General features: G+C 73.5%; 20 protein-coding genes. 6 read left to right on the plus strand and 14 right to left on the minus strand.

Annotated elements, in window-relative coordinates:
* Positions 1-20 precede the first annotated feature (20 nt).
* Positions 21-572 carry a TetR/AcrR family transcriptional regulator gene (locus tag WCD41_RS30070; protein ID WP_337718934.1) on the plus strand — a complete coding sequence of 184 codons (552 nt, stop codon included), beginning with the start codon at positions 21-23 and terminating at the stop codon, positions 570-572.
* Here the strand turns inward: WCD41_RS30070 and pheT are convergent.
* From pheT to infC, 6 genes are all read right to left on the minus strand, one after another.
* Positions 569-3103, minus strand: coding sequence for a phenylalanine--tRNA ligase subunit beta (pheT, locus tag WCD41_RS30075; protein ID WP_337718935.1), 2535 nt, complete (start codon positions 3101-3103; stop codon positions 569-571). The genes WCD41_RS30070 and pheT overlap by 4 nt on opposite strands.
* A 45-nt stretch (positions 3104-3148) precedes the next feature.
* A complete protein-coding gene (pheS, locus tag WCD41_RS30080; RefSeq protein ID WP_337718936.1) occupies positions 3149-4216 on the minus strand; it encodes a phenylalanine--tRNA ligase subunit alpha in 1068 nt (355 codons plus the stop codon).
* Positions 4217-4297: 81 nt separating this feature from the next.
* The gene (locus WCD41_RS30085; RefSeq protein ID WP_373695224.1) at positions 4298-5125 is read right to left on the minus strand and encodes a TrmH family RNA methyltransferase; all 828 of its coding nucleotides are present in this window, start codon (positions 5123-5125) and stop codon (positions 4298-4300) included.
* Entirely contained in the window at positions 5122-5526 is a 405-nt protein-coding gene (gene rplT / locus WCD41_RS30090) for a 50S ribosomal protein L20 (protein ID WP_337718937.1), read from the minus strand. Before rplT ends, WCD41_RS30085 begins: the two co-directional genes overlap by 4 nt.
* A 51-nt stretch (positions 5527-5577) precedes the next feature.
* The gene (rpmI, locus tag WCD41_RS30095; RefSeq protein ID WP_337718938.1) at positions 5578-5772 is read right to left on the minus strand and encodes a 50S ribosomal protein L35; all 195 of its coding nucleotides are present in this window, start codon (positions 5770-5772) and stop codon (positions 5578-5580) included.
* 120 nt (positions 5773-5892) lie between these two features.
* Entirely contained in the window at positions 5893-6519 is a 627-nt protein-coding gene (gene infC, locus WCD41_RS30100; RefSeq protein ID WP_373695220.1) for a translation initiation factor IF-3, read from the minus strand.
* Positions 6520-6967: 448 nt separating this feature from the next.
* On the opposite strand from infC, the gene WCD41_RS30105 reads away from it, so the two are divergent.
* The 4 genes from WCD41_RS30105 to WCD41_RS30120 are packed head-to-tail and all read left to right on the plus strand — an operon-like array spanning position 6968 to position 10230.
* Entirely contained in the window at positions 6968-7339 is a 372-nt protein-coding gene (locus WCD41_RS30105) for a hypothetical protein (protein ID WP_337718939.1), read from the plus strand.
* Entirely contained in the window at positions 7336-8163 is an 828-nt protein-coding gene (locus WCD41_RS30110) for a glycosyltransferase family 2 protein (protein WP_337718940.1), read from the plus strand. The genes WCD41_RS30105 and WCD41_RS30110 overlap by 4 nt, the downstream gene beginning before the upstream one ends.
* Before the next feature lies 1 nt (position 8164).
* Positions 8165-10027: a hypothetical protein gene (locus WCD41_RS30115; protein WP_337718941.1), complete on the plus strand. Its 1863-nt coding sequence runs from the start codon at positions 8165-8167 to the stop codon at positions 10025-10027.
* Complete coding sequence (locus WCD41_RS30120) at positions 10024-10230, plus strand: hypothetical protein (RefSeq protein ID WP_337718942.1); 207 nt, start codon at positions 10024-10026, stop codon at positions 10228-10230. Before WCD41_RS30115 ends, WCD41_RS30120 begins: the two co-directional genes overlap by 4 nt.
* Before the next feature lie 66 nt (positions 10231-10296).
* Here WCD41_RS30120 and WCD41_RS30125 read toward each other — a convergent pair whose 3' ends face one another.
* Both WCD41_RS30125 and WCD41_RS30130 read right to left on the minus strand, forming a co-directional pair.
* A complete protein-coding gene (locus WCD41_RS30125) occupies positions 10297-10974 on the minus strand; it encodes a class I SAM-dependent methyltransferase (RefSeq protein WP_337718943.1) in 678 nt (225 codons plus the stop codon).
* On the minus strand, positions 10971-11990 hold the full coding sequence (locus WCD41_RS30130; RefSeq protein WP_337718944.1) for a sulfotransferase family protein: 1020 nt from the start codon (positions 11988-11990) through the stop codon (positions 10971-10973). The genes WCD41_RS30125 and WCD41_RS30130 overlap by 4 nt, the downstream gene beginning before the upstream one ends.
* 247 nt (positions 11991-12237) lie before the next feature.
* Between WCD41_RS30130 and rfbF the strand changes: the two genes are divergently transcribed.
* Positions 12238-13053, plus strand: coding sequence for a glucose-1-phosphate cytidylyltransferase (rfbF, locus tag WCD41_RS30135; protein ID WP_337718945.1), 816 nt, complete (start codon positions 12238-12240; stop codon positions 13051-13053).
* Between the two features lie 27 nt (positions 13054-13080).
* Here rfbF and WCD41_RS30140 read toward each other — a convergent pair whose 3' ends face one another.
* From WCD41_RS30140 to WCD41_RS30165, 6 genes are all read right to left on the minus strand, one after another.
* Positions 13081-13944: a glycosyltransferase family 2 protein gene (locus tag WCD41_RS30140; RefSeq protein ID WP_373695221.1), complete on the minus strand. Its 864-nt coding sequence runs from the start codon at positions 13942-13944 to the stop codon at positions 13081-13083.
* 135 nt (positions 13945-14079) lie between these two features.
* The gene (locus tag WCD41_RS30145; protein ID WP_337718946.1) at positions 14080-15414 is read right to left on the minus strand and encodes a polysaccharide biosynthesis protein; all 1335 of its coding nucleotides are present in this window, start codon (positions 15412-15414) and stop codon (positions 14080-14082) included.
* A 41-nt stretch (positions 15415-15455) separates the two neighbouring features.
* Positions 15456-16433 (minus strand): glycosyltransferase family 2 protein, encoded by a 978-nt coding sequence (locus tag WCD41_RS30150; protein WP_337718947.1) that lies wholly within the window; start codon positions 16431-16433, stop codon positions 15456-15458.
* Positions 16430-16552, minus strand: coding sequence for a hypothetical protein (locus tag WCD41_RS30155; RefSeq protein WP_337718948.1), 123 nt, complete (start codon positions 16550-16552; stop codon positions 16430-16432). Before WCD41_RS30155 ends, WCD41_RS30150 begins: the two co-directional genes overlap by 4 nt.
* Before the next feature lie 54 nt (positions 16553-16606).
* Positions 16607-19507, minus strand: a complete 2901-nt coding sequence (uvrA, locus tag WCD41_RS30160; RefSeq protein WP_337718949.1) for an excinuclease ABC subunit UvrA — start codon at positions 19505-19507, stop codon at positions 16607-16609.
* Positions 19508-19680: 173 nt separating this feature from the next.
* Positions 19681-20433 (minus strand): helix-turn-helix domain-containing protein, encoded by a 753-nt coding sequence (locus WCD41_RS30165; protein WP_337718950.1) that lies wholly within the window; start codon positions 20431-20433, stop codon positions 19681-19683.
* Between the last annotated feature and the right edge of the window lie 19 nt (positions 20434-20452).

A 20452-nucleotide genomic window follows, 5' to 3' on the forward strand; every position in this document is an offset into this window, starting at 1 on the left:
GGACGGTGTACAGTTCGTCCATGCCCAGGACCCCGGGTCAGCGTGCCGGACTCAGTCACGACGCCGTGCTCACGGCGGCCAGGACCGTGTTCGCCGAGCGCGGACTGCCCGGGCTCTCGATGCGCTCGGTGGCCGGCGCGCTCGGCGTGGCCCCGAACGCGCTCTACAGCCACGTCGCCGACAAGAACGCGCTGGTCGACGCCCTGCTCGACGACGTGCTCGGCGCGCTGACACCCCCGGCCCCGGACACCGACCCGGTCGGCGGGCTCCGCGCGGTCATGCTCGCGACGTTCGACCTGCTCGCGGAGCACCCCGACCTCGTCCCGCTCTACCTCGCCCGGCAGGGCGCCCGCGGGCCGCACGCCCGCGCGCTGGGCGCGGCGATGGTCGTCCTGCTCGCGCGCCTCGGTCTCGACGACGCCGCCGCCGGCCGGGTCGTGCGCGCGCTGATCGTCAGCACGCTGGGCTACGCCGCGCTCGCCACCGCCGACGACGCCAACCTGAACCCGCCGGAGCTGCGGGCGGACCTCGAAGTCACCCTCGACTGGATCGTCCGCGGCGCGGTGTCCTAGCGCAGACGCGCGCCGACCCGCTCGGACGCCGTCGCGACGGCCGCGTCGCGCCGGGCCGACGCCTCCTCGAGGGTCAGCGTCCGGTCGGGGGCGCGCAGGCGCAGGGCGAAGGCGAGCGAGCGCTTGCCCTCCCCCACCTGCGGGCCGGCGTAGACGTCGAAGAGGCGCACGTCCTCGACCAGGTCGCCCCCGCCGTCCCGCAGCGCGGCGACCACCGACGCGGCCGGCACCGCCTGGTCGAGCACGAGCGCGACGTCGAGCAGCACGGGCGGGAAGGACGACACGGCGGGCACCGGGCGGTCCTCGGCGAGCGGGAGCCGGTCGAGCTCGATCTCCATGGCGCACGTCCGCGCGGGCATCCCGAGGGCCTCGAGCACCTTGGGGTGCAGCTCGCCCGCGTGGCCGACGAGCGTGTCGTCGAACCACAGCGCCGCACAGCGTCCCGGGTGCCACGGCGCGTGCCGGTCGGCGGTGACGGCCAGCTCGGCGCCGTACACGCGGCCGGCGAGGCGGGCGGCCTCCACGGCGTCCGACCAGTCGGCGGGCCGGCCCGGACCCCACCAGCCCGCGCGCTCCCACGCGCCGGCGAGCACCGCGCCGACGCGCAACGGCTGCGCGGGCAGGCCGTCGAGCACCGAGGCGATCGCCGCGGCGTCCGGGCGGTGGTCGACGGGCAGCGACGGTGCGGCGGACGGGTCGCCCGGACCGGGACGCACCACCTGGCCGACCTGGTACAGCGCGAGGTCCCGCAGACCGCGGGACACGTTGCGGACCACGGCGTCGAGCAGCCCCGGCAGCAACGTCGTCGCCATCAGCGAGCGGTCGGCGTCGAGCGGGTTGGCCAGGCGCAGGGCGTGGCGGCGGTCGTCGTCGGCGTCGAGCCCGAACGCGTCGAACACCGTCGGCGGGACGAACGGCGAGGGCAGGACCTCGTCGTACCCGGCGTCGGCGAGCGCGCGGGACACCTGGCGCCGGCGGCGCTGGGACAGCGTCAGACCGGTCCCCGGGTGCGCGGCCGGGAGCTCGGACGGGATGCCCGCGTACCCCTCGAGCCGCAGGACCTCCTCGACGAGGTCGGCCGGACGGGTCAGGTCGGGACGCCACGTCGGGGGCACCGCCCGCAGCCCGGCGCCGCCGCTGTCGCCCGGGTCGGCGCCGGCGACCTCGACCGCACAGCCGATCTGACTCAGGCGGCGCACCACGGCGCCGCGCTCGTAGCGCGTGCCGGCGACGCGGTCGGGCAGGTCGAGCGCCATGACGACGGGCTCCGGGGCGCTGACGCCGCCCTCGTCGGTGACGCCGGGGGCGACGGTGGCGCCGCCGTAGTGCGCGAGCAGCCACGCGGCGCGGTCGGTGGCGGCGCGGGCGACGCCGGGGTCGACCTCGCGCTCGAAGCGGCGGGCGGCCTCGCTGGGCAGCCGGTGCCGTCGCGCCGCGCGGGCCACCGACGGCGCGTCCCAGGTGGCGGCCTCGAGCAGGACGTCCGAGGTCCCGGGGCCGACCTCGGTGCTCGCCCCACCCATCACACCGGCGAGACCGATCGGCCCGGAGTCGTCGGTGACGACGACGTCGTCGACGTCGAGCGCCCGCTGGGCGTCGTCCAGGGTCGTGATCTTCTCGTCCGCGCCCGCGCGCCGGACGACGACGTCGCCGGTCACGGTCGCCGCGTCGTAGGCGTGCATGGGCTGGCCGAGCTCGAGCATCACGTAGTTGGTGACGTCGACGGCCAGCGAGATCGGGCGCACCCCGCAGAGCAGCAGCCGCCGGCGCATCCACCACGGCGACGGGGCGGCCGGGTCGAGCTCGGTGACGCGGCGCGCGACGAAGCGCCGGCAGCCGGACGACGGGTCCAGGCGCACGCGCCAGGCGTCCCCGTCCTCGCCGGGCAGGTCGCGGCCGACCAGCGCCGGGTCGCCGTAGGGGGCGTCGAGGGCGCACGCGAGCTCGCGGGCCAGACCGCGCACCGACAGGCAGTAGCCGCGGTCGGGCGTCACGGCGATGTCGAGGACCGCGTCGTCCAGCCCGAGCAGCACCGCCGCGTCGTCACCGGGGTCGGCCGTGCCGGGCGGGAGCACGAGGATGCCGCTGTGGTCGTCGCCCAGACCCAGCTCGTCGAGCGCGCAGATCATGCCGTCGGAGACGTGGCCGTAGGTCTTCCGCGCGGCGATCGCGAAGTCACCGGGCAGGACGACTCCGGGCAGGGCCACGACCACGAGGTCGCCCTCGGCGAAGTTCGTCGCGCCGCAGACGATGCCCCGGGAGCCGGCGTGCTCGCCGTCGGCCTCGTTGTGCTCCGGCCCGACGTCGACCCGGCAGTACCGGATCGGCTTCTTGAACTCGGTGAGCTCCTCGATGGAGGCGACGCGTCCCACGACGAGCGGGCCCGTGGTCGCCGGCACCGGGATGACGTCCTCGACCTCGAGGCCGACGCGGATCAGCGCCTCGCCGACGGCGTCGGCCGTCGGCGCGGGACCGTCGTCCTGCGAGGACAGGTCGACGTGCTCGAGGAGCCACGAGACGGGGACGCGCACGGCGGGGCCTTTCTGGAGCTGCGGGGTGGGAGGGCGGAGCCGGGGCTACGGCTCGACGGCGAACGCCGAGGTGAACCGCACGTCGCCCTCGACCATGTCGCGCATGTCGGGCAGGCCGTTGCGGAACATCAGCGTGCGCTCGAGGCCCATCCCGAAGGCGAACCCGGAGTAGACCTCGGGGTCGACACCGCAGGCGCGCAGGACGTTGGGGTCGACCATGCCGCAGCCGCCCCACTCGACCCAGCCCGCGCCGCCCTTCTTCTGCGGGAACCAGACGTCCGGCTCGGCCGAGGGCTCGGTGAACGGGAAGTACGAGGGCCGCAGGCGGATGGTCGACTCCTCGCCGAACATCGCGCGGGCGAAGGCGTCGAGGGTGCCCTTGAGGTGGGCCATCGTCAGGCCCTTGTCGATCGCCAGCCCCTCGATCTGGTGGAAGACCGGGGTGTGGGTCGCGTCGAGCTCGTCGGTGCGGAACGTCCGGCCCGGGCAGACGACGTAGACGGGCAGGTCACGCTCGAGCAGCGCCCGGATCTGCACCGGGGACGTGTGGGTGCGCAGCACCTGGCGCGCCTCGGCGGGCTCGACGTGGAAGGTGTCCTGCATGGTGCGCGCCGGGTGGTCGGGCAGGAAGTTCAGCGCGTCGAAGTTGAACCACTCCGACTCGACCTCGGGACCCTCGGCGACCTCGTAGCCCATCGCGACGAAGATGTCGGCGATCCGCTCGGAGAGCTGCGTCAGGGGGTGGCGGCTGCCGCGGGGATGGCGGTCGCCGGGCAGGGTGACGTCGACGGCCTCCTCGGCCAGCATCCGCTCGTCGCGCTCCGCGGAGAGCACCTCGTGGCGCTCGTCGTACGCGGTCTGGATCGCGACGCGGACCTCGTTGACCCGCTTGCCGGACTCGGAGCGCGCCTGCGGGGGCAGCGCCCCGATCTCGCGGCGCGCCGTGAGCACCGGCGACCGGTCGCCGAGGTGGGCGGGCTTGAGGGCCGTGAGCGCTTCCAGGGTGGACGCGCCCGCGAAGGCGGCGGAGGCGTCCGACCGGGCGGCGTCGAGCGTCTCGGGGTCGAGCGCCGCGACCTGCTTGGGGTCGTAGAGGTCGTTGGTGCCGGACATCGAGGTCGTCTCGCTCCTGCGCTGCTCTCGGGGTGCTCGGGTGCCCGTCGATGGTATCGGAGCAGGTCGAACGCGTTCTCCTCAGTGGTGCGCGCGCGCCGAGGCGTAGAGGCAGACCGCCGCGGCCGTCGCGAGGTTCAGGCTCTCCGCACGGCCGTGGACGGGGACGCGGACGCGGTGGTCGGCGAGCTCCGCGGTGCGCTCGTCGAGGCCGTGGGCCTCGCTGCCGAACAGCCAGGCGGTCGGCCCCGCGAGCAGAGCGTCGGCCGAGGCGTCGAGGACGGTCTCGCCGTCGCCCGCGGCGGCGAGCAGCGTCAGGCCGCGCTGCCGCAGGGCCTCGACGACCGCGTCGACGTCGCGCGCGACCGCGAGCGGCAGGTGGAAGAGGCTGCCCATCGTCGAGCGCACGCACTTGCCGTTGTGGGGGTCGACGGCCTGGTTCCTGCTGTCGCCCGCCAGGACGACGGCGTCGGCGCCGGCGGCGTCGCTCGTGCGGATGACGGTGCCGGCGTTGCCGGGGTCGGCCACGCCGACGAGGACCGTGACGAGGCGCGCGGTGGGGGCGAGGGCCGCGTCGAGCCCGACGGTCACCGTGGAGCAGACGGCGACGACGCCCTGCGGGCTCACGGTGTCCGAGAGGCCGGCCGCGGCCTTCTCGGTGACGCGGGCGACGCGGATCCCGAGGGCCGTCGCCCGGTCCTCCAGCGTGGGGTCCCGGTCGGCGACGGCGTCGGTGAGGAAGAGGTCGTGCACGCGCCGGGGATCCTCGTCGGCCCAGGTCAACGCTTCGTGCACCGGCCGGACACCCTCGACGAGGAAGCGTCCGGCCTCGAGACGCGCCGCGCGCCGCAGCAGCTTGCGGGCTGCGGCGACGCGCGGCGTGCGTTCGGTGAGGATGGCCTCGGTCAGGCGGCGTCCTCGTTCTTCGCGTCCTTGTCCGCGGCGTTCTTGTCCGACGGGACCGCCGCGCGGGCGACCTCGACGAGCGCGGTGAACGCGGCCGGGTCGGACACGGCGATCTCCGCGAGGTTCTTGCGGTCGACCTCGACGCCCGCGAGCTTCAGCCCCTGCATGAACCGGTTGTAGGTCATGTCGTTGGAGCGCGCGGCCGCGTTGATGCGGGTGATCCACAGCTGGCGGAAGTCGCCCTTGCGCTGCTTGCGGTCGCGGTAGGCGTAGGTCAGCGAGTGGAGCGTCTGCTCCTTCGCCTTGCGGTAGAGCCGGGAGCGCTGGCCGCGGTAGCCGCTGGCCATCTCGAGGGTCGTGCGCCGCTTCTTCTGCGCGTTGACCGCGCGCTTCACGCGTGCCACGTGGTCCTGCCTTCGTCGTGTGGGATGCGGGGTGCTGGGTGGAGCGCCGGGTCAGATCCCGAGCATCCGGCGGACGCGCTTGTCGTCCTGCGGCGCGATCTCGGTCTGCCCGGCGAGCCGACGCGTGTGCTCGCTCGACTTCTTCTCCAGCAGGTGGCGCTTGCCGGCCTTCTCACGGAGCAGCTTGCCGCTCCCCGACACCTTGATGCGCTTCTTGGTGCCGCTGTGGGTCTTGTTCTTCGGCATGGATCCTGTCCTGCTCTGCTGGTTCGGCGTCCGTTCCGGCCCCTCGACGAGGACGGTACGGGCGCCCGGGAACCCGGCCGCACACACCCCGGGGGGCGGGTGCGGCCGGACGTGCGGGTGTCAGCCCGCCGGCTCGGGGGCCGGCTCCTGGGCCTCCTGCTGCGCCTCCTGCTGGGGGCGCGGGGCCTTCTGCGGCTTCTTGTTCGGCGCCAGGACCATGGTCATGTTGCGGCCGTCCTGCTTCGGCGTCGCCTCGACGTAGCCGAGTTCACCGACGTCCTCGGCGAGGCGCTGCAGGAGGCGGAACCCCAGCTCCGGGCGCGACTGCTCGCGACCACGGAACATGATGGTGACCTTGACCTTGTGACCCTGCCCGAGGAAGCGGGTCACGTGACCCTTCTTCGTCTCGTAGTCGTGAGGGTCGATCTTCGGCCGGAGCTTCTGCTCCTTGATCACCGTCTGCTGCTGGTTGCGCCGCGACTCGCGGGCCTTCTGCGCGCTCTCGTACTTGAACTTGCCGTAGTCCATGAGCTTGCAGACCGGCGGGCGGGCCTGGGCGGCCACCTCGACCAGGTCGAGGTCGGCCTCACGGGCCAGGCGCAGGGCGTCCTCGATGCGGACGATCCCGACCTGCTCCCCGTTGGGGCCGACCAGTCGCACCTCGGGAACGCGGATGCGCTCGTTGATGCGGGTCTCTGTGCTGATGAGCTCTCCTCGGGTCCGTGACAGTTCCGTGCGACCCTGCACGAGGAGCCCCGATGGACGTCGGGCCCCGCGCCACGGAGGGTGGCGGCAGGGCCCACGGTCGACCGATCCACGTCCCCCTGCGGGAGACGGTGTCGCCGCGGCACTCGCGTGCTGCGGCTACCGGACCGGAACCCGCTCGCCTGTGCGGCGGACGGGTGGGAGCCGGGGGCTCCACTTGCCGCTCGATGGACGCAGAACACCCACCGAGCTGGTCGCTCACCGCACAACGTACCACTGCGCGGCGATGTTCCTCGGGACGCCCCCACGACCCCGGACGCGAGACGCCGTGGGCACCCTCAGGGCCTCCGACTGCGGTGTGTGACGATCTTCGCCTCGTTTACCCTGAGCAGCGCAACATTGATGGAGCATTTCGCTCCGGACCGTAGCGACATTGCCTCACACGGGCCATACTCCCCGGCGTCGGGCGCGACTCGTGGGGGGAAGCCACATGACGGCAGCGGCTCCGGTGTCGGAGCTCGACGACACGCTGGTCAGGCACCGTCGATGGGCCTGCGGCGTGCTCGCGGCGCTCGGCGTCGTCGCCGGCGTCCTGGCGGCTCTCGAGGTCACCGGCGTCGTCCGGGCCGTCGCGACCGTGACGTTCATGCTGCTGGGCCCGGGCTGGGCGGTCGCCGGCTTCCTCCGCGGCGCGGCACCGGCGCTCGTCTGGGCGGTGGCGGCCGCGCTCGGGTGCGCCGTCGGCGCCCTCGGTGCCGTGGTGATGCTGCGTCTCGGCCAGTGGCACCCCCTGGCCGGCCTCGCGGCCCTCGTGGTCGTCGTGGTGCCCGTCCTCCTCCGACACGCGATCCGTCCCCGATGACGCCCCCGGTCTCGGTCTGCATCCCGGTCTACCGCGGGGAGGAGCACCTCGCGGTCGCCATCGAGAGCGTTCTCGCGCAGACGTTCACCGACTTCGAGCTCGTCGTGCTCGACAACTGCAGCCCGGACCGCTCCGGGGAGATCGCCGCCTCCTACCGCGACCCGCGTCTCCGGATCGAGACCAACCCGGAGGTGCTGCCCCTGACCGAGAACTGGAACACGGCGGTGCGCCTCACCCGGGCACCGCTGGTGAAGCTCCTGTGCGACGACGACCTGCTGCACCCTCGCTGCCTCGAGCTCCAGGCCGCGGCGCTCCGGGACGACCCCGGCCTGGCCGTCGTCGCCTCCCGCCAGCACCTGATCGACCGTGACGGACGCATCGTGGTCCCGGCGCGCTTCCTGCGCGGCCTCCTCGGGCCGCGCACCCGCAGCGAGGTCGTCCGCCGCGTGGTGCGCGCCGGGGCGAACCCTGTCGGTCAGACGGCGGGCGTGACGTTCCGGCGCTCCGCCTTCGACGCCACCGACGGGTTCGTCGCCGAGAAGACCTTCGTGGGCGACATCGACCTCATCGTGGCGCTGACGGCCTCGGGCGGGTTCCTGGGACAGCGCGAGAGCCTCGCGGCCGCCCGGCTGGTGCCCACCAGCGCCTTCGCCTTCGCCCGCCCCCAGGACTTCGCGGTCCAGAAGGCGTTCCTGCGTGAGCTGCGTCGCGCACCGGGTGGGCGTGTCCGCCGCCTCGACGTGATCGCCGGCGACGTCGCAGGCCCGGTCGCCCGCCTCCGTCGCGCCGCCGGCTCCCGGCTCGCTGCACACCGAGGAGCGTGACGTGGCGATCCCGACGTCGAGCGAGGGCTCCCGCCGCCTGGCCACGCTGCGATCGCGCCCGGCCACGGCGCCGGCGACGTCCCACCGGCCCGCCGCCCAGCGCACCGTGACCCCGGCCGACGCCCTGCCGGTGGTGCTCGCCCTGGCGGCGCTGGCGTGCCTGCCGATGGTCGTCCGGGCTACCCGACTCGACGGCATGGGCGGGCTCGGCCTCGCCACGGTGCTCCCCCTGTGGGCGTGGGCGGCCATCGTCCTCGCCGTCGTCGCGTGCGCCACCGAGATCCTCCGTGCCCGTCCGCGCAGCGCGGTCCTCGTCGGGACGACCGCGGTCCTCGTCCTGTGCACCACCGGCCTGCCGTCGTTGGTCGAGTCGGCGGCCCGTGTCCCGAGCGCGTGGGTCCACCTCGGCTTCATCGAGGCGATCGTGGAGACGGGCCAGATCCCCAGCGGGGTGGACTCCCGCTTCGCCTGGCCGGGGTTCTTCGCCCAGTGGGCCTGGCTCTCGGAGGCCTCCGGCGGGCTCGCCCTGGACGGTGTCCTGCGCTGGACACCTCCCGTTGTCGTCGCCGTCTGGGCCGTGGCGGTCCACGCCATCGCGCGTCCCCTGCTCGGCGGGGTCCGCGGCCCGTGGGTCGCCGTCTGGCTCTTCCTCGGCGCGAACTGGATCGAGCAGGACTACTTCTCGCCCCAGGCCACCGTCATCGTCCTGACCCTCGCGCTCCTGGCCTGCCTCGTCGGCCCGCTGGCCACCACCCGCGGCGACCCCGCGGGGGGCACCTGGCCCGTGCCCGCGCCGGACAGTCCCCGCGCACCGTGGCTGCGCCGCATCGTCGCGACCGCCCTGCTCCCCGTCCGGCGGCCGGACCGCGACGTCGACCAGGTCCTGCTGACGTGGGCCGTCGTCGCCCTGTGCCTGGTCACCGTTGTGATCGACCACCCACTGACACCGTTCGCGCTGGGTGCCCAGCTGGTCCTGCTCGCCCTCGCCGGACGTTTCTGGGGACGGTGGCTGGTCGTCGTGCTGGTCGTCGTCGAGCTGACCTGGTTCGTCCTGGGAGCCCGGGAGTTCTGGACGTCCCGGCTGGACCTCGCGATCGGCGACCTCGGCGACCTGGTCGGGGCCCTCGCGGAGGCGCTGTTCGGCAGGTTCGTCGGCGACCCCGGCCAGCTCGTGATCAAGGCCGGGCGCGTCGTCATGGCCCTGGCCACGGTGGCCCTCGCCGTGGCCGGGGCGTGGGTGCGTCGACGACGGAACGGGTCGTGGCTGATCGCCCTCCTCGCTGCCGTGCCCGCGGGACTCGTCCTCGGGCAGAGCTACGGCGGCGAGATCCTCCTGCGGGTGCTGCTGTACTCGCTGCCCTTCCTGGCCGTCCTGGGCGCCGAGGCGATCCGCGAGGCAGCCCGTCGCCGTCCCCGGGCGGGCCCGGTGGTGCTCACGGTCGGGCTCGTGGCCCTCTTCGCCTCCCTCGTCGTCCTGCGCGGGGGCAACGAGGCCTATCTCGGGGTGACGGCGCGCGAGGTCGCCGTCAGCCGCGAGGTGCTGGACGCCGCCCCTCCGGGCGCGCGCATCCTGCGGCTCGCGAACACCGGCCCGATGCGCCTCACCCGTGCCGCGGACACCGTCCAGGTGGGGTCGGCGCCCGAGTGCGCCAGGCTGGGCGACGACGTCGTGGGATGCCTCCGCCGGGATCGTCCGGACATCGTGCTGGTCCTGCCGAGCATGGAGGCCGAGGGTGTCGTCCTCCACAACGCGCCGCCGGGCTGGAGCCGTGCGGCCGTGAACGCGATCCTCGCGACCGGCCAGTACCGCGCGCTCCGCGACGACGGCGACATCGTCGTCCTGGGAAGGGAGGTCCCCCGATGACCGTCGTCGGAACCATCGTCTGCCTCGGGTTCCTCGCCGTCCTCGGCACGCGGGTGGGTCTGACGGAGGCGGTCTGGCCGGAGTACCGGGTGCGGAGGACACAGCGCCGGGTCGTGCACGGGCTCGACCTCGTCGCGGTCCTTCTGGTGCTGGTCCTGCTCGCGACCCTGGCCGCCGTGATGGGTCCGTTCCTGCTCTCCTGAACGGGCCGCCTCACCGTCGGGGTCGAGGTCGCCGGGGGCAGCCGCTCCCACGACCCCACCGTCGGGTCAGCGCTCGAAGACCAGCCACTGGTGGACCGCGGCGAGCAGGCCGAGGGCGCGTGGCAGCCACAGGACGCCGGCGGTCCCCCGGGGCATCAGGCCGGCCAGGTTGGTGGGCTTCGGCCGCGCGGTCCGCCGGGTCAGCTCGGGCCGCAGGCGCAGGCCGTGCTCGGCGAACGCGTTCTCGAACCAGGACGCGGAGCGGGCCCTGGTCCCGGGGCTGAGCGCGCTCGGCACGGCGCTCCGGGTCATCTCGTGGACGATCACACGGGACCTCGCGACCCGGGAGATCTCGGCGATCGCGCGGGTCGGGTCGGCGAGGTGCTGCAGCACGGTCACCGTCAGGACGTTGTCGAACGAACGGTCCGGGAACGGGATGGCCGCAGCGTCGAACTGCGTGACCCGACCGTCCACCTTCCTGGCCTGCTCCACCATGTGCGCGCTGCGGTCCCCACCGGTCGCGTCGAACCCACGCTCCTTGAGGAGCTGGAGCCACTGGCCCTTGCCACACCCGACCTCGAAGACCGACCCCGGGGCGAGGTCGCCGATGACCGCCTCCAGGAACGTCGTGCGGGCGAGTGCGCCGAACAGCTCGTAGAGCTCACCGCCGTCCCGGCGGGCGACCACGGAGCCACCCTCGCCGGCCACCCCGTCCCAGTTCCACCTGCCGAAAGCGTCGCTCACCCTCCGGCCCCCCGCGGTCGATCCGCTCGCGATACCGCGGTGAGGGAGACGTCGCTCCGGGCCGTCGGCCTCCCCCACGAGTACCCGTAGTGGCGCAACCAGGGGGACGCCAGCGCGGTCGTGACATACCGGTCGAGGCGTCCCTGCTCGGTGACCCACGCGTCGTCGAGGCGCACGCCTACCTCGCCGGTGCGGAACCGGCCCGGGTTGCCGGCGATCGTGTGGTTCGGCGGCAGGTCGACGGTCCGGTCGTCGAGGAACGGGCCGTCGGTGACCGGCTCGCCCAGCCAGTCCACGACCGCGCCGACGACGTCGCGCGGCGCGGACATGAAGTCCTCGTACCGGACGCGCAGGACGCGGCCCGGAGGCAGGAGCTGCGTCAGGCGTTCGATGAGCACGTTCCAGCTCACCCAGTGCCCGACGTTCATCAGCCGTCCGTGGCGGTGCATCCGCGTCCCGTCGGCCGACGGGTCGGTCACGGTGCGCTGCCACGAGTAGGCACAGGCCCGGGGGTCCCGCACCATGTGCAGCAGGTAGGGCTCGACGCCGGACGCCATCGCCGTCAAGATCGCGTCCGGGGGGCGCTTCGACGCGTCGACGACGACCCGGCACCCGGTCGTGGCGGCGATGGCGCGGTAGAGGCGGGACAGGATGTCGGCGTATCCCGTGGCCTCGTCCGTCGACCGACCCGAGCGTGCCGCGGCGAGGAGCGCGCCGGTGCGCAGCACTCCGAGCGACCCGTGCTGCAGGGCCGCCAACCGCCGCGGGTCGGGAGGCTGGTCGCCGAACGCCCGGCGCAGCACGGGAGCCCAGAACGCGCACCCGACCACGGGGTCGCCGCAGCCACAGCGCCGGCCCTCGAGGTAACCGAGCTCCCAGAGGCGGGTGATCTCCCCCGCGGTGAACACCCCGTCGTGCGCCCCGAGGACGTTGTCCATCAGCGTCGTGCCGCTGCGCCCCCAGCCGGCGACGTAGAGGACCTTGAGTCGAGCGCCGCCCGGATCGCTGTCGACCACGACCACCTCCATCACTCGTCCGGCGGTGCTTGCGACCTACCGTGACCGATGAAGCGGGGACTGTGCCCGTGATGCCGACGTTCGATGAGCGTTCCGCCGTTGTGGGGCCTCGATAGGCTCCAGAGCGTAGCGAACACCGGCCACAGGCGCGATACTCCTGCTCCGGGGGGCGTAGCGAGCGACGACGGGCCGTCGGGTCCGTCGCGGGACATCGTCCCCGTCACCACGGCGCCGGGAGGACACCGCCATGCCAGCTCCGGACCACTCCTCCACGGCCGACATCCCGGTCGTCATCCTGGCCGGCGGCCTGGGCACCCGGCTGCGCGAGGAGACCGAGCGGATCCCCAAGCCGATGGTCCGCGTCGGCGAGCAGCCGCTGCTGTGGCACATCATGAAGCTCTACGGCCACTACGGTTTCCGCCGGTTCGTCCTCTGCCTCGGGTATCGGAGCGAGGTCGTCAAGCACTTCTTCCTCACCTACCGGACCCAGCTCGCCGACCTCCGCATCGACCTCTCCGGTGCCTCCGCGCCGGAGTTCGTCAACCGGCCGGGCGTCGAGCCGTGGGACATCCTCTGCGCCGAGACGGGCCTGCTCACCGGCACCGGGGGCCGGCTCAAGCGCGTCCGCGACTACCTGGACGCCGACACGTTCATGTGCACCTACGGCGACGGCATCGGGCCCGTGGACCTGCACGCCCTCCTGGACCACCATCGATCGCACGCCCGGGTCGCGACCGTGACCGGAGTGCACCCGACGAGCCCTTTCGGCGAGATGGAGATCGTGGACAGCACCGTCGTCGAGTTCAACGAGAAGCCGGACATCTCGACCCGCCTGGTGTCCGGTGGCTTCTTCGTCTTCGAGCGGACGGTCTTCGACTACCTCACCGACGAGGACGACCTCGTCCTCGAGCGCGAGCCCCTGCGCAAGCTGGCGCGCGACAACGAGCTCTCCGTGTACGAGCACCACGACTTCTGGCACGGCATGGACACCCACCGCGACCTCGTCGAGCTCAACGACCTGTGGGCGTCCGGGCGCGCGCCGTGGAGCGTGTGGGAGTCCTGAGCGGGCTCGCCGGCACCGGATCGGTGATCAGGTGTCCGTCGCTGCGGGAAGACCTGCGTGTCCCGACGTCCACGTGCGCTCCCGCGTCACCGCCTGCAGGACGCGCCATCCGTCGCGCCAGGGACGCAGGTGGGACGCACCGCTGCGGCGGCGGTACTCGAAGCTGGGCACCTCGGCGATCCGGAGCGCGGCACGGGCCGCGCGACAGAAGATGAGAGCCTCGATCTCGAACCCGTGCCCGTAGTCGGCGCGCAGGCGCCGAGCGGGTCCCGGGGCCGGACAGGCCAGTGCCGCGAGCTCGAGCACGGGGACGATGTCGGTCCAGAGCGCGGCGTAGCCGTAGCAGAGCTCGCTCCACCGTTGGCGGTACGTGCCGTTGGTCAGACCGATCAGCACCCGGTTGCCACAGCGCCGCAGCGCCGAGATGTCGTGCGACCCGCCGCCCCTCACGGTCCGGGAGCCCTTGACGAGATCGGCGCCGCCGAGCAGTGACTGCACGAACGCGGGGATCTCCCGCGGGTCCATCGAGCCGTCGGCGTCCATCATGACGACGATGTCGCCGGACGCGGCGCAGAGCCCGAGCGCGAGCGCGGCCCCTTTCCCCGGCAACGGCTGCTCCAGGATCCGCACCTGAGGTCGCGACCGCCGCGCGACGTCGACCGTCGCGTCTCGCGACCGCCCGTCCACGACGATGACCTCCTCGACGGACGCGTCGATCCGACCGAGGACCCATCCGATGTTGGCCTCCTCGTCCAGGGTCGGGATCACGACGCTGACGCGCGGTCGGCGCGGGGTCGCCCAGGGGACGCGGACGATCGGGGCGGGACCGCCGGCCCGAAACGGTCGCACGGCGAGCCGGGACCAGCCGGGTCCGGCACCGATGAGCTCCACCCTGTCCCCCCTCGACCACTCAACCGGGGGAATCGTAGCGAGACGATCGGCTCTGTTGATACTCCTAGTAGCCGACAGCCGGACAGAAGCGGCGGCAGCGACCGACGGCCGCCGCCGGTCATCACACGAGCGGACCTAGCCGTCACTGTCCGCACGATCGTGCTGCTCCCGCGTGCCGTCGCGCGGTGCCGGGCCGGGCGGCAGGTCGGCCCCCGGTCGCTCGGCCCTCCGGCGCAGGACGACCACCACCCCGCAGCCCGCCTGCACGAGGGCGAACCCTGCCGCGATCGGGAGCAGGAGGCCCGGGAGCTCCGGCGTCCCGGCCGGTGCCACGAGCGCGACGCCGAGCACCAGCAGGGTGTTCACGACGGCCAGCCGGGCGTAGCGCAGCGCGCGGCCTCGCGCCTGGTGCTCGCCGACCCGGTGGATCACCAGGAGGCGGCACGCGGAGCCGGCGAGCATCAGCACGAGGACCGGTGCGGCCGCACGGTACGACGGGCCGAAGAGGCCGAGGATCGACCAGGAGAAGCCGGCCGCGACGACGAGAGCCGGCACGAGGAGCAGCAGGAGTCGCCGGCGCACCGCGCGGGAGAGTTCGTCGGCGAGCTCCGGGTGGCGGGCGACGGCGGCGGTCAGCGGGGCCACGAAGTAGAGCGCGACGACGTCGACGACCGTCACCGCCTGCCACACCACGAAGAAGGCCGCACCGGGCTCGACGCCGAAGCGGAACGTCACCAGCAGCGGCACCTGGTTGTAGAGGACCGCGGTCGCGACCTTCCCCACGTAGGTGGGGCCGAGGAAGGCGACCGCCTCGCGCCGCGTCGGCAGCCGGTACAGGGCATCGTCGACCCGGGTCCTGGCGACGAGCGCACGGGCGATGACGAGGGAGCCGACGAGGACGGCGACCGTGGTGGGGACCAACCAGGACCACACGACGCCGACGGTGGTCAGCCCTGCGCCGAGCCCCACCAGGAGGCTCACACGGATGACGCCGAGGAGCCCGATCCTGGCCGGTGCCCACCAGGCCCGCCGGACCCCGACGAGCACGTAGTCCTGGTGCTGGAGCAGCGCGTAGAGCACCACCGTGAGGGTGAACAGCCCGACGGCGAGCGCGCGGTCACCGCCCGGACCCGCCGCGGCGTCCACGACGAGGGACGCGGCGGGCAGCTGCACGTAGACGAACCCGACGACCCCCGCCATGACGGCGACCGCCCCAGCCGCACGCAGGACGACGGTGCGGCTCGCGCCGCCGGCTCGCGGCAGCCAGCGCATGACGGCGATGCCGAGGTTGAGGTCGGTGCACCCGGCGACGAGCAGGACTGCGGAGACGAACGCGGCGGCGGTGCCCAGCTCGCCGGGATCCAGGACCCGTGCGGCCAGCACCCAGCTCACCAGGCCCACGACCGCGGCGCCGCCGACGGAGAGCGCCAGCGCAACGCCGTCGCCGGACGTGTCGCGCCACGAGGTCATGGGGGTCGTGGACTCCCCGCCGGGCGTTCCCCCCTCCGAGGTCATCGGCTCCGCCGCCTCCGCCCCACCCGTCCGCGGAGGTAGCCCGCCGCGGTCGCCGCGAGGGCGAGCACGACCGCGGCCGCGGCGCTCCCCCGGCGGCCCGCCTCGCTCGCCTGTCCCCCGATCCACGCCCGCGCGCCGCACCGGAGCTCGCGCCGCAGCGCGCCGGGCAGGACCTCGAGCACGTACGAACGCTCCGTCGACAGGCCGTCGGCGGCACCGACACGGCGCGCGAGAACCGCCTTCGACACGCCCTCCGACCACGAACGCCGCAGGAGGTACCCCCACCCGACCCGATCCGCCCCGACACGGTGATCGACCACGCCGGCCGGGGTGAGCACGATCCGACCCTCGGGATGGCGCTGTCGCAGGCGGATGCAGACATCGGTCTCTTCACAGCCCAGGGGCGTCGCGCCGACGCGACCCATGTCCTCGGCGAACCCACCGACGGCGACGAGCACCGAGCGGCGGAACGACATCGAGCACCCCATCACGTTGCGCACGTCGACGACGCCCTCACCCGTCGACGCAGGGTGCTGCCCGGTGAAACTGCAGCCGACGATCCACCAGAGCTCCGGGGGGAGGACGGCCGGTGCCTCCCCGGACGGCCACCGCGGGACGGCGAGCCCTCCGACCGCCAGCGTGCTCGGGTCGGCGTACGGCGCCACCAGTTGCGCCAACCAGTCGGGCCGCGCGCAGGCGTCGTCGTCGATGAAGACCACGATGTCGCCCGTCGCATGATCGAGGGCCGTGTTCCGCGCCCCGGAGAGGCCGCGCCGTCGGGGGCTCTCCCGCACCGCGACGTCGGACAGGACGACCCGGGCGCGGGCGGCGAGGGACGGGTTGTGATCGACGACGAGGAGGATCTCTGCCGCGGGCCGGTCCTGCTCCCGGATCGAGGCCACCGCGGCGACGAGGTCCGGCCAGCGGCGTTCGGTGTACGCACAGATCACCACCGAGACCGCAGGGCCGGTCACCGGGCCTCGTCCGGGTCCCGCCCGAGGGCGACGGTGCCGGAGCGGCGGTGGAGCCGGCGGCCGGGCTCGATGGCGGAGAGCGCTCTGCTCGCCGCAACCGCCCCGAGGTGCCGGATCACGGGGTCATTGTTGCTGGTCGACGCCCGGCTCGGGCCCGCCGGCGTCTGCGGGGCTCAGCCTGCCTTCCGGGCACGGCTCTTGCGGACAGGACCGGCGTCGGGCTCGACGAGCTTGCCGAGGAATTGGCCCGTGTAGCTCTCGGGCACCGCCGCGACCTGCTCGGGTGTGCCCTGGGCGACAACGGTACCGCCGTTGTTGCCGCCCTCGGGCCCCATGTCGACCACCCAGTCGGACACCTTGATGACGTCGAGGTTGTGCTCGATGACGAGGACCGTGTTGCCCTTGTCGACCAGCCCGTTGATGACGCCGAGCAGCTTGCGGATGTCCTCGAAGTGCAGGCCCGTGGTGGGCTCGTCGAGGATGTAGATCGTGCGGCCCATCGAGCGCTTCTGCAGCTCCGCGGCCAGCTTGACGCGCTGCGCCTCGCCACCGGAGAGCGTCGGCGCGGGCTGGCCGAGGCGAACGTAGCCGAGGCCGACCTCGGTGAGCGTCTGCAGGTGGCGGTGGATCGCGCCGATCGGCTTGAAGAACTCGGCGGCCTCCTCGATCGGCATGTCGAGGACCTCGGCCACGTTCTTGCCCTTGTAGTGCACCTCGAGCGTCTCGCGGTTGTAGCGGGCGCCCTTGCAGACCTCGCACGGCACGTACACGTCGGGCAGGAAGTTCATCTCGATCTTGATCGTGCCGTCGCCCGCGCACGCCTCGCAGCGTCCGCCCTTGACGTTGAACGAGAACCGCCCGGGACCGTAGCCGCGAACCTTCGCCTCGTTCGTGGCGGCGAAGAGCTTGCGCATGTGGTCCCACACGCCGGTGTAGGTCGCCGGGTTGGACCGCGGCGTCCGCCCGATCGGCGACTGGTCGACCCGCACGAGCTTGTCGAGGTGCTCGAGGCCCGTCACGCGGGTGTGCCGGCCCGGCACCTGGCGGGCGTTGTTGAGCTTGTTGGCCAGGACCGTGGCCAGGATGTCGTTGACCAGCGTCGACTTGCCCGACCCGGAGACCCCGGTGATCGAGACCAGGCAGCCCAGCGGGAACGAGACGTCGACGTCGCGGAGGTTGTGCTCGCGGGCGCCGACGACGCCGACCTGGCGCTTCTTGTCGACGGGGCGCCGGATCTGCGGCACCGGGATCTGCTCGCGGCCCGACAGGTAGGCCCCGGTGAGCGACTCCGTGCTCTTCTCCAGCCCCTCGACCGGCCCGGAGTAGACGACACGCCCGCCGTGCTCGCCGGCGCCGGGGCCGATGTCGACCACCCAGTCGGAGGCGCGCACGGTGTCCTCGTCGTGCTCGACGACGATCAGCGTGTTGCCGAGGTCGCGCAGCCGGGACAGCGTCTCGATCAGCCGGCGGTTGTCGCGCTGGTGCAGCCCGATCGACGGCTCGTCGAGGACGTAGAGCACCCCGACCAGCCCGGACCCGATCTGCGTGGCGAGCCGGATGCGCTGCGCCTCGCCGCCCGAGAGCGTCGCGGCGGCGCGGGCGAGGGACAGGTAGTCGAGCCCGACGTCGAGCAGGAAGCCCAACCGGGCGTCGACCTCCTTGAGCACCGCCCCGGCGATGACCTGCTCGCGCTGGCCGAGGACGAGGCCCTTCATGAACTCGGCGCAGTCGGCCACCGAGAGCGCGCAGACGTCGGCGATCGAACGGTCGCCCAGCGACTCGTGGCGCAGCGTCACCGCGAGGATCTCGGGCTTGAGGCGCGTGCCGCCGCAGGCGGGGCACGGGACGTCGCGCATGTAGCCCTCGTAGCGCTCGCGCGCGCTGTCGGACTCGGCCTGGTCGAGCCGGCGCTCGAGGAACGGGACGACGCCCTCGAAGGAGGCGTAGTACGAGCGCTCGCGGCCGTAGCGGTTGCGGTAGCGCACGTGCACCTGGTCCTCGGAGCCGTGCAGCACCGCCTTCTGCACCCGGGCGGGCAGCTTGCGCCACGGAGTGTCCATGCGGAAGCCGACCTGCTCCGACAGCGCCGTGAGCAGGCGGGTGAAGTACTCGGCGGACTGGCCGATGGCCCACGGCGCGATCGCGCCGTCGGCGAGCGAGAGCTCGTCGTCCGGCACCAGCAGCTCCGGGTCGACCTCCTTCTTGATGCCCAGGCCGGCGCACGTCGGGCAGGCGCCGTAGGGCGAGTTGAAGGAGAAGGCGCGGGGCTCGAGGTCGTCGACCTGGAGCTGGTGGCCGTTCGGGCACGCCATCCGCTCGGAGAAGCGGCGCTCGCGGTCCGGGTCGTCGTCGGGGAGGTCGACGAAGTCGAGCACGAGGATGCCCTCGGCCAGGCGCAGCGCGGTCTCGACCGAGTCGGTGAGGCGCTGCTTGGCGCTCGACTTCACCGACAGACGGTCGACCACGACCGCGATGTCGTGCTTCTCCTGCTTCTTCAGCGTCGGCGGCTCTGCGAGCGGATACACGGTGCCGTCCACGAGGACGCGGGAGTAGCCCTGGCCCTGGAGCTGGCTGAACAGGTCGACGTACTCGCCCTTGCGCCCGCGGATGACCGGCGCGAGCACCTGGAACCGGCGGCCCGGCTCCATCTCGAGCACCTGGTCGACGATCTGCTGTGGCGTCTGCTTCGAGATGATCTCGCCGCAGGTCGGGCAGTGGGGCGTGCCGGCGCGCGCGTAGAGCAGACGCAGGTAGTCGTAGACCTCGGTGATGGTGCCGACCGTGGACCGGGGGTTGCGGCTCGTGGACTTCTGGTCGATCGACACCGCGGGCGAGAGGCCCTCGATGAAGTCGACGTCGGGCTTGTCCATCTGCCCCAGGAACTGGCGCGCGTAGGCCGACAGCGACTCGACGTAGCGGCGCTGACCCTCGGCGAAGATCGTGTCGAACGCCAGGCTCGACTTGCCGGAGCCGGACAGTCCGGTGAAGACGACCAGACTGTCGCGGGGCAGGTCGAGATCGACGCCCGTGAGGTTGTGCTCACGGGCGCCCTGGACGACGAGACGATCGACCACGTGCGGGGCCTCCAGGCTCGGGGCGAGACGCGCCGGGGTGTCAACACGCCGCGTCGAGCGTCTCTTCCCCCGGTCCACTCCATGCTAGGAGCGACCCCCGACAACGGCCGCCCGGCCTCGGTGCCGCGCGACAGGTCGGGCGTCCGGGGCGGCGACCGGTTGGGCCGTCCGTGTCAGCCGTGCGCCGGATATCGCCGGGCGTACCAGGTGGGCGGTTCGCCGAACAGGTCCGCGAAGTCGCGCGAGAGGTGGGCCTGGTCGGCGTAGCCGAGCGTGGCGGCGAGGTCCGCCCAGTCGACCCGTCCGCCGGCCTCGAGCCGGCCCACGACCTCCTCCAGCCGGTAGCGCCGGATGACCCACTTGGGCCCGAGCCCCACGTGCTCGGCGAAGAGCCGCTGCACGGTGCGCATCCCGAGGCCCGCGTCCGCGGCGAGCCGGTCGACGCGCGCGATCGCCGGGTCCGCGGCGACCCGCGCGACGAGGTCGCCGGCCTCCTGCGCCGCGCGCGCCGGAGCCCCGGTCGGTAGACGGGCCCCCAGCCAGGCGCCCAGGTCACCCTCCCAGCGCGGCCCCTCCCCGAGGACGGCGGCGGCGTCGAACTCGCGGTCGACCAGTGCGGTGACCGGCCCGCCCGCCGGCGCCCGGAAGACGCCCGGCCGGAACGCGGCCCCGACCACGGAGCCGCGACCCTCCAGGACCCGCACCATGTGCCGGCTCCGCGGGCCGACCACCCGCGGTTCCCCGTCACCGATGACGGAGACGTGCACCTGCGGCAGCGGGACGATCTTCTGGCGGTAGGGCTCCGCGTAGTCCCAGGAGGCCGTCCAGAGCCGTTCGACCCAGGGCGCGAGACGCTCGTCGGGCTCGTGCACGGCGATCCGCTGGGCGGTGCGCCAGTGCCCGCCGAGCTCGCGCGGATCGCGCATCTGTCGTGTTCCTCCATGA

It is taken from the genome of Actinomycetospora aeridis (assembly GCF_037400275.1).
Classification (GTDB): Bacteria; Actinomycetota; Actinomycetes; order Mycobacteriales; family Pseudonocardiaceae; genus Actinomycetospora; species Actinomycetospora aeridis.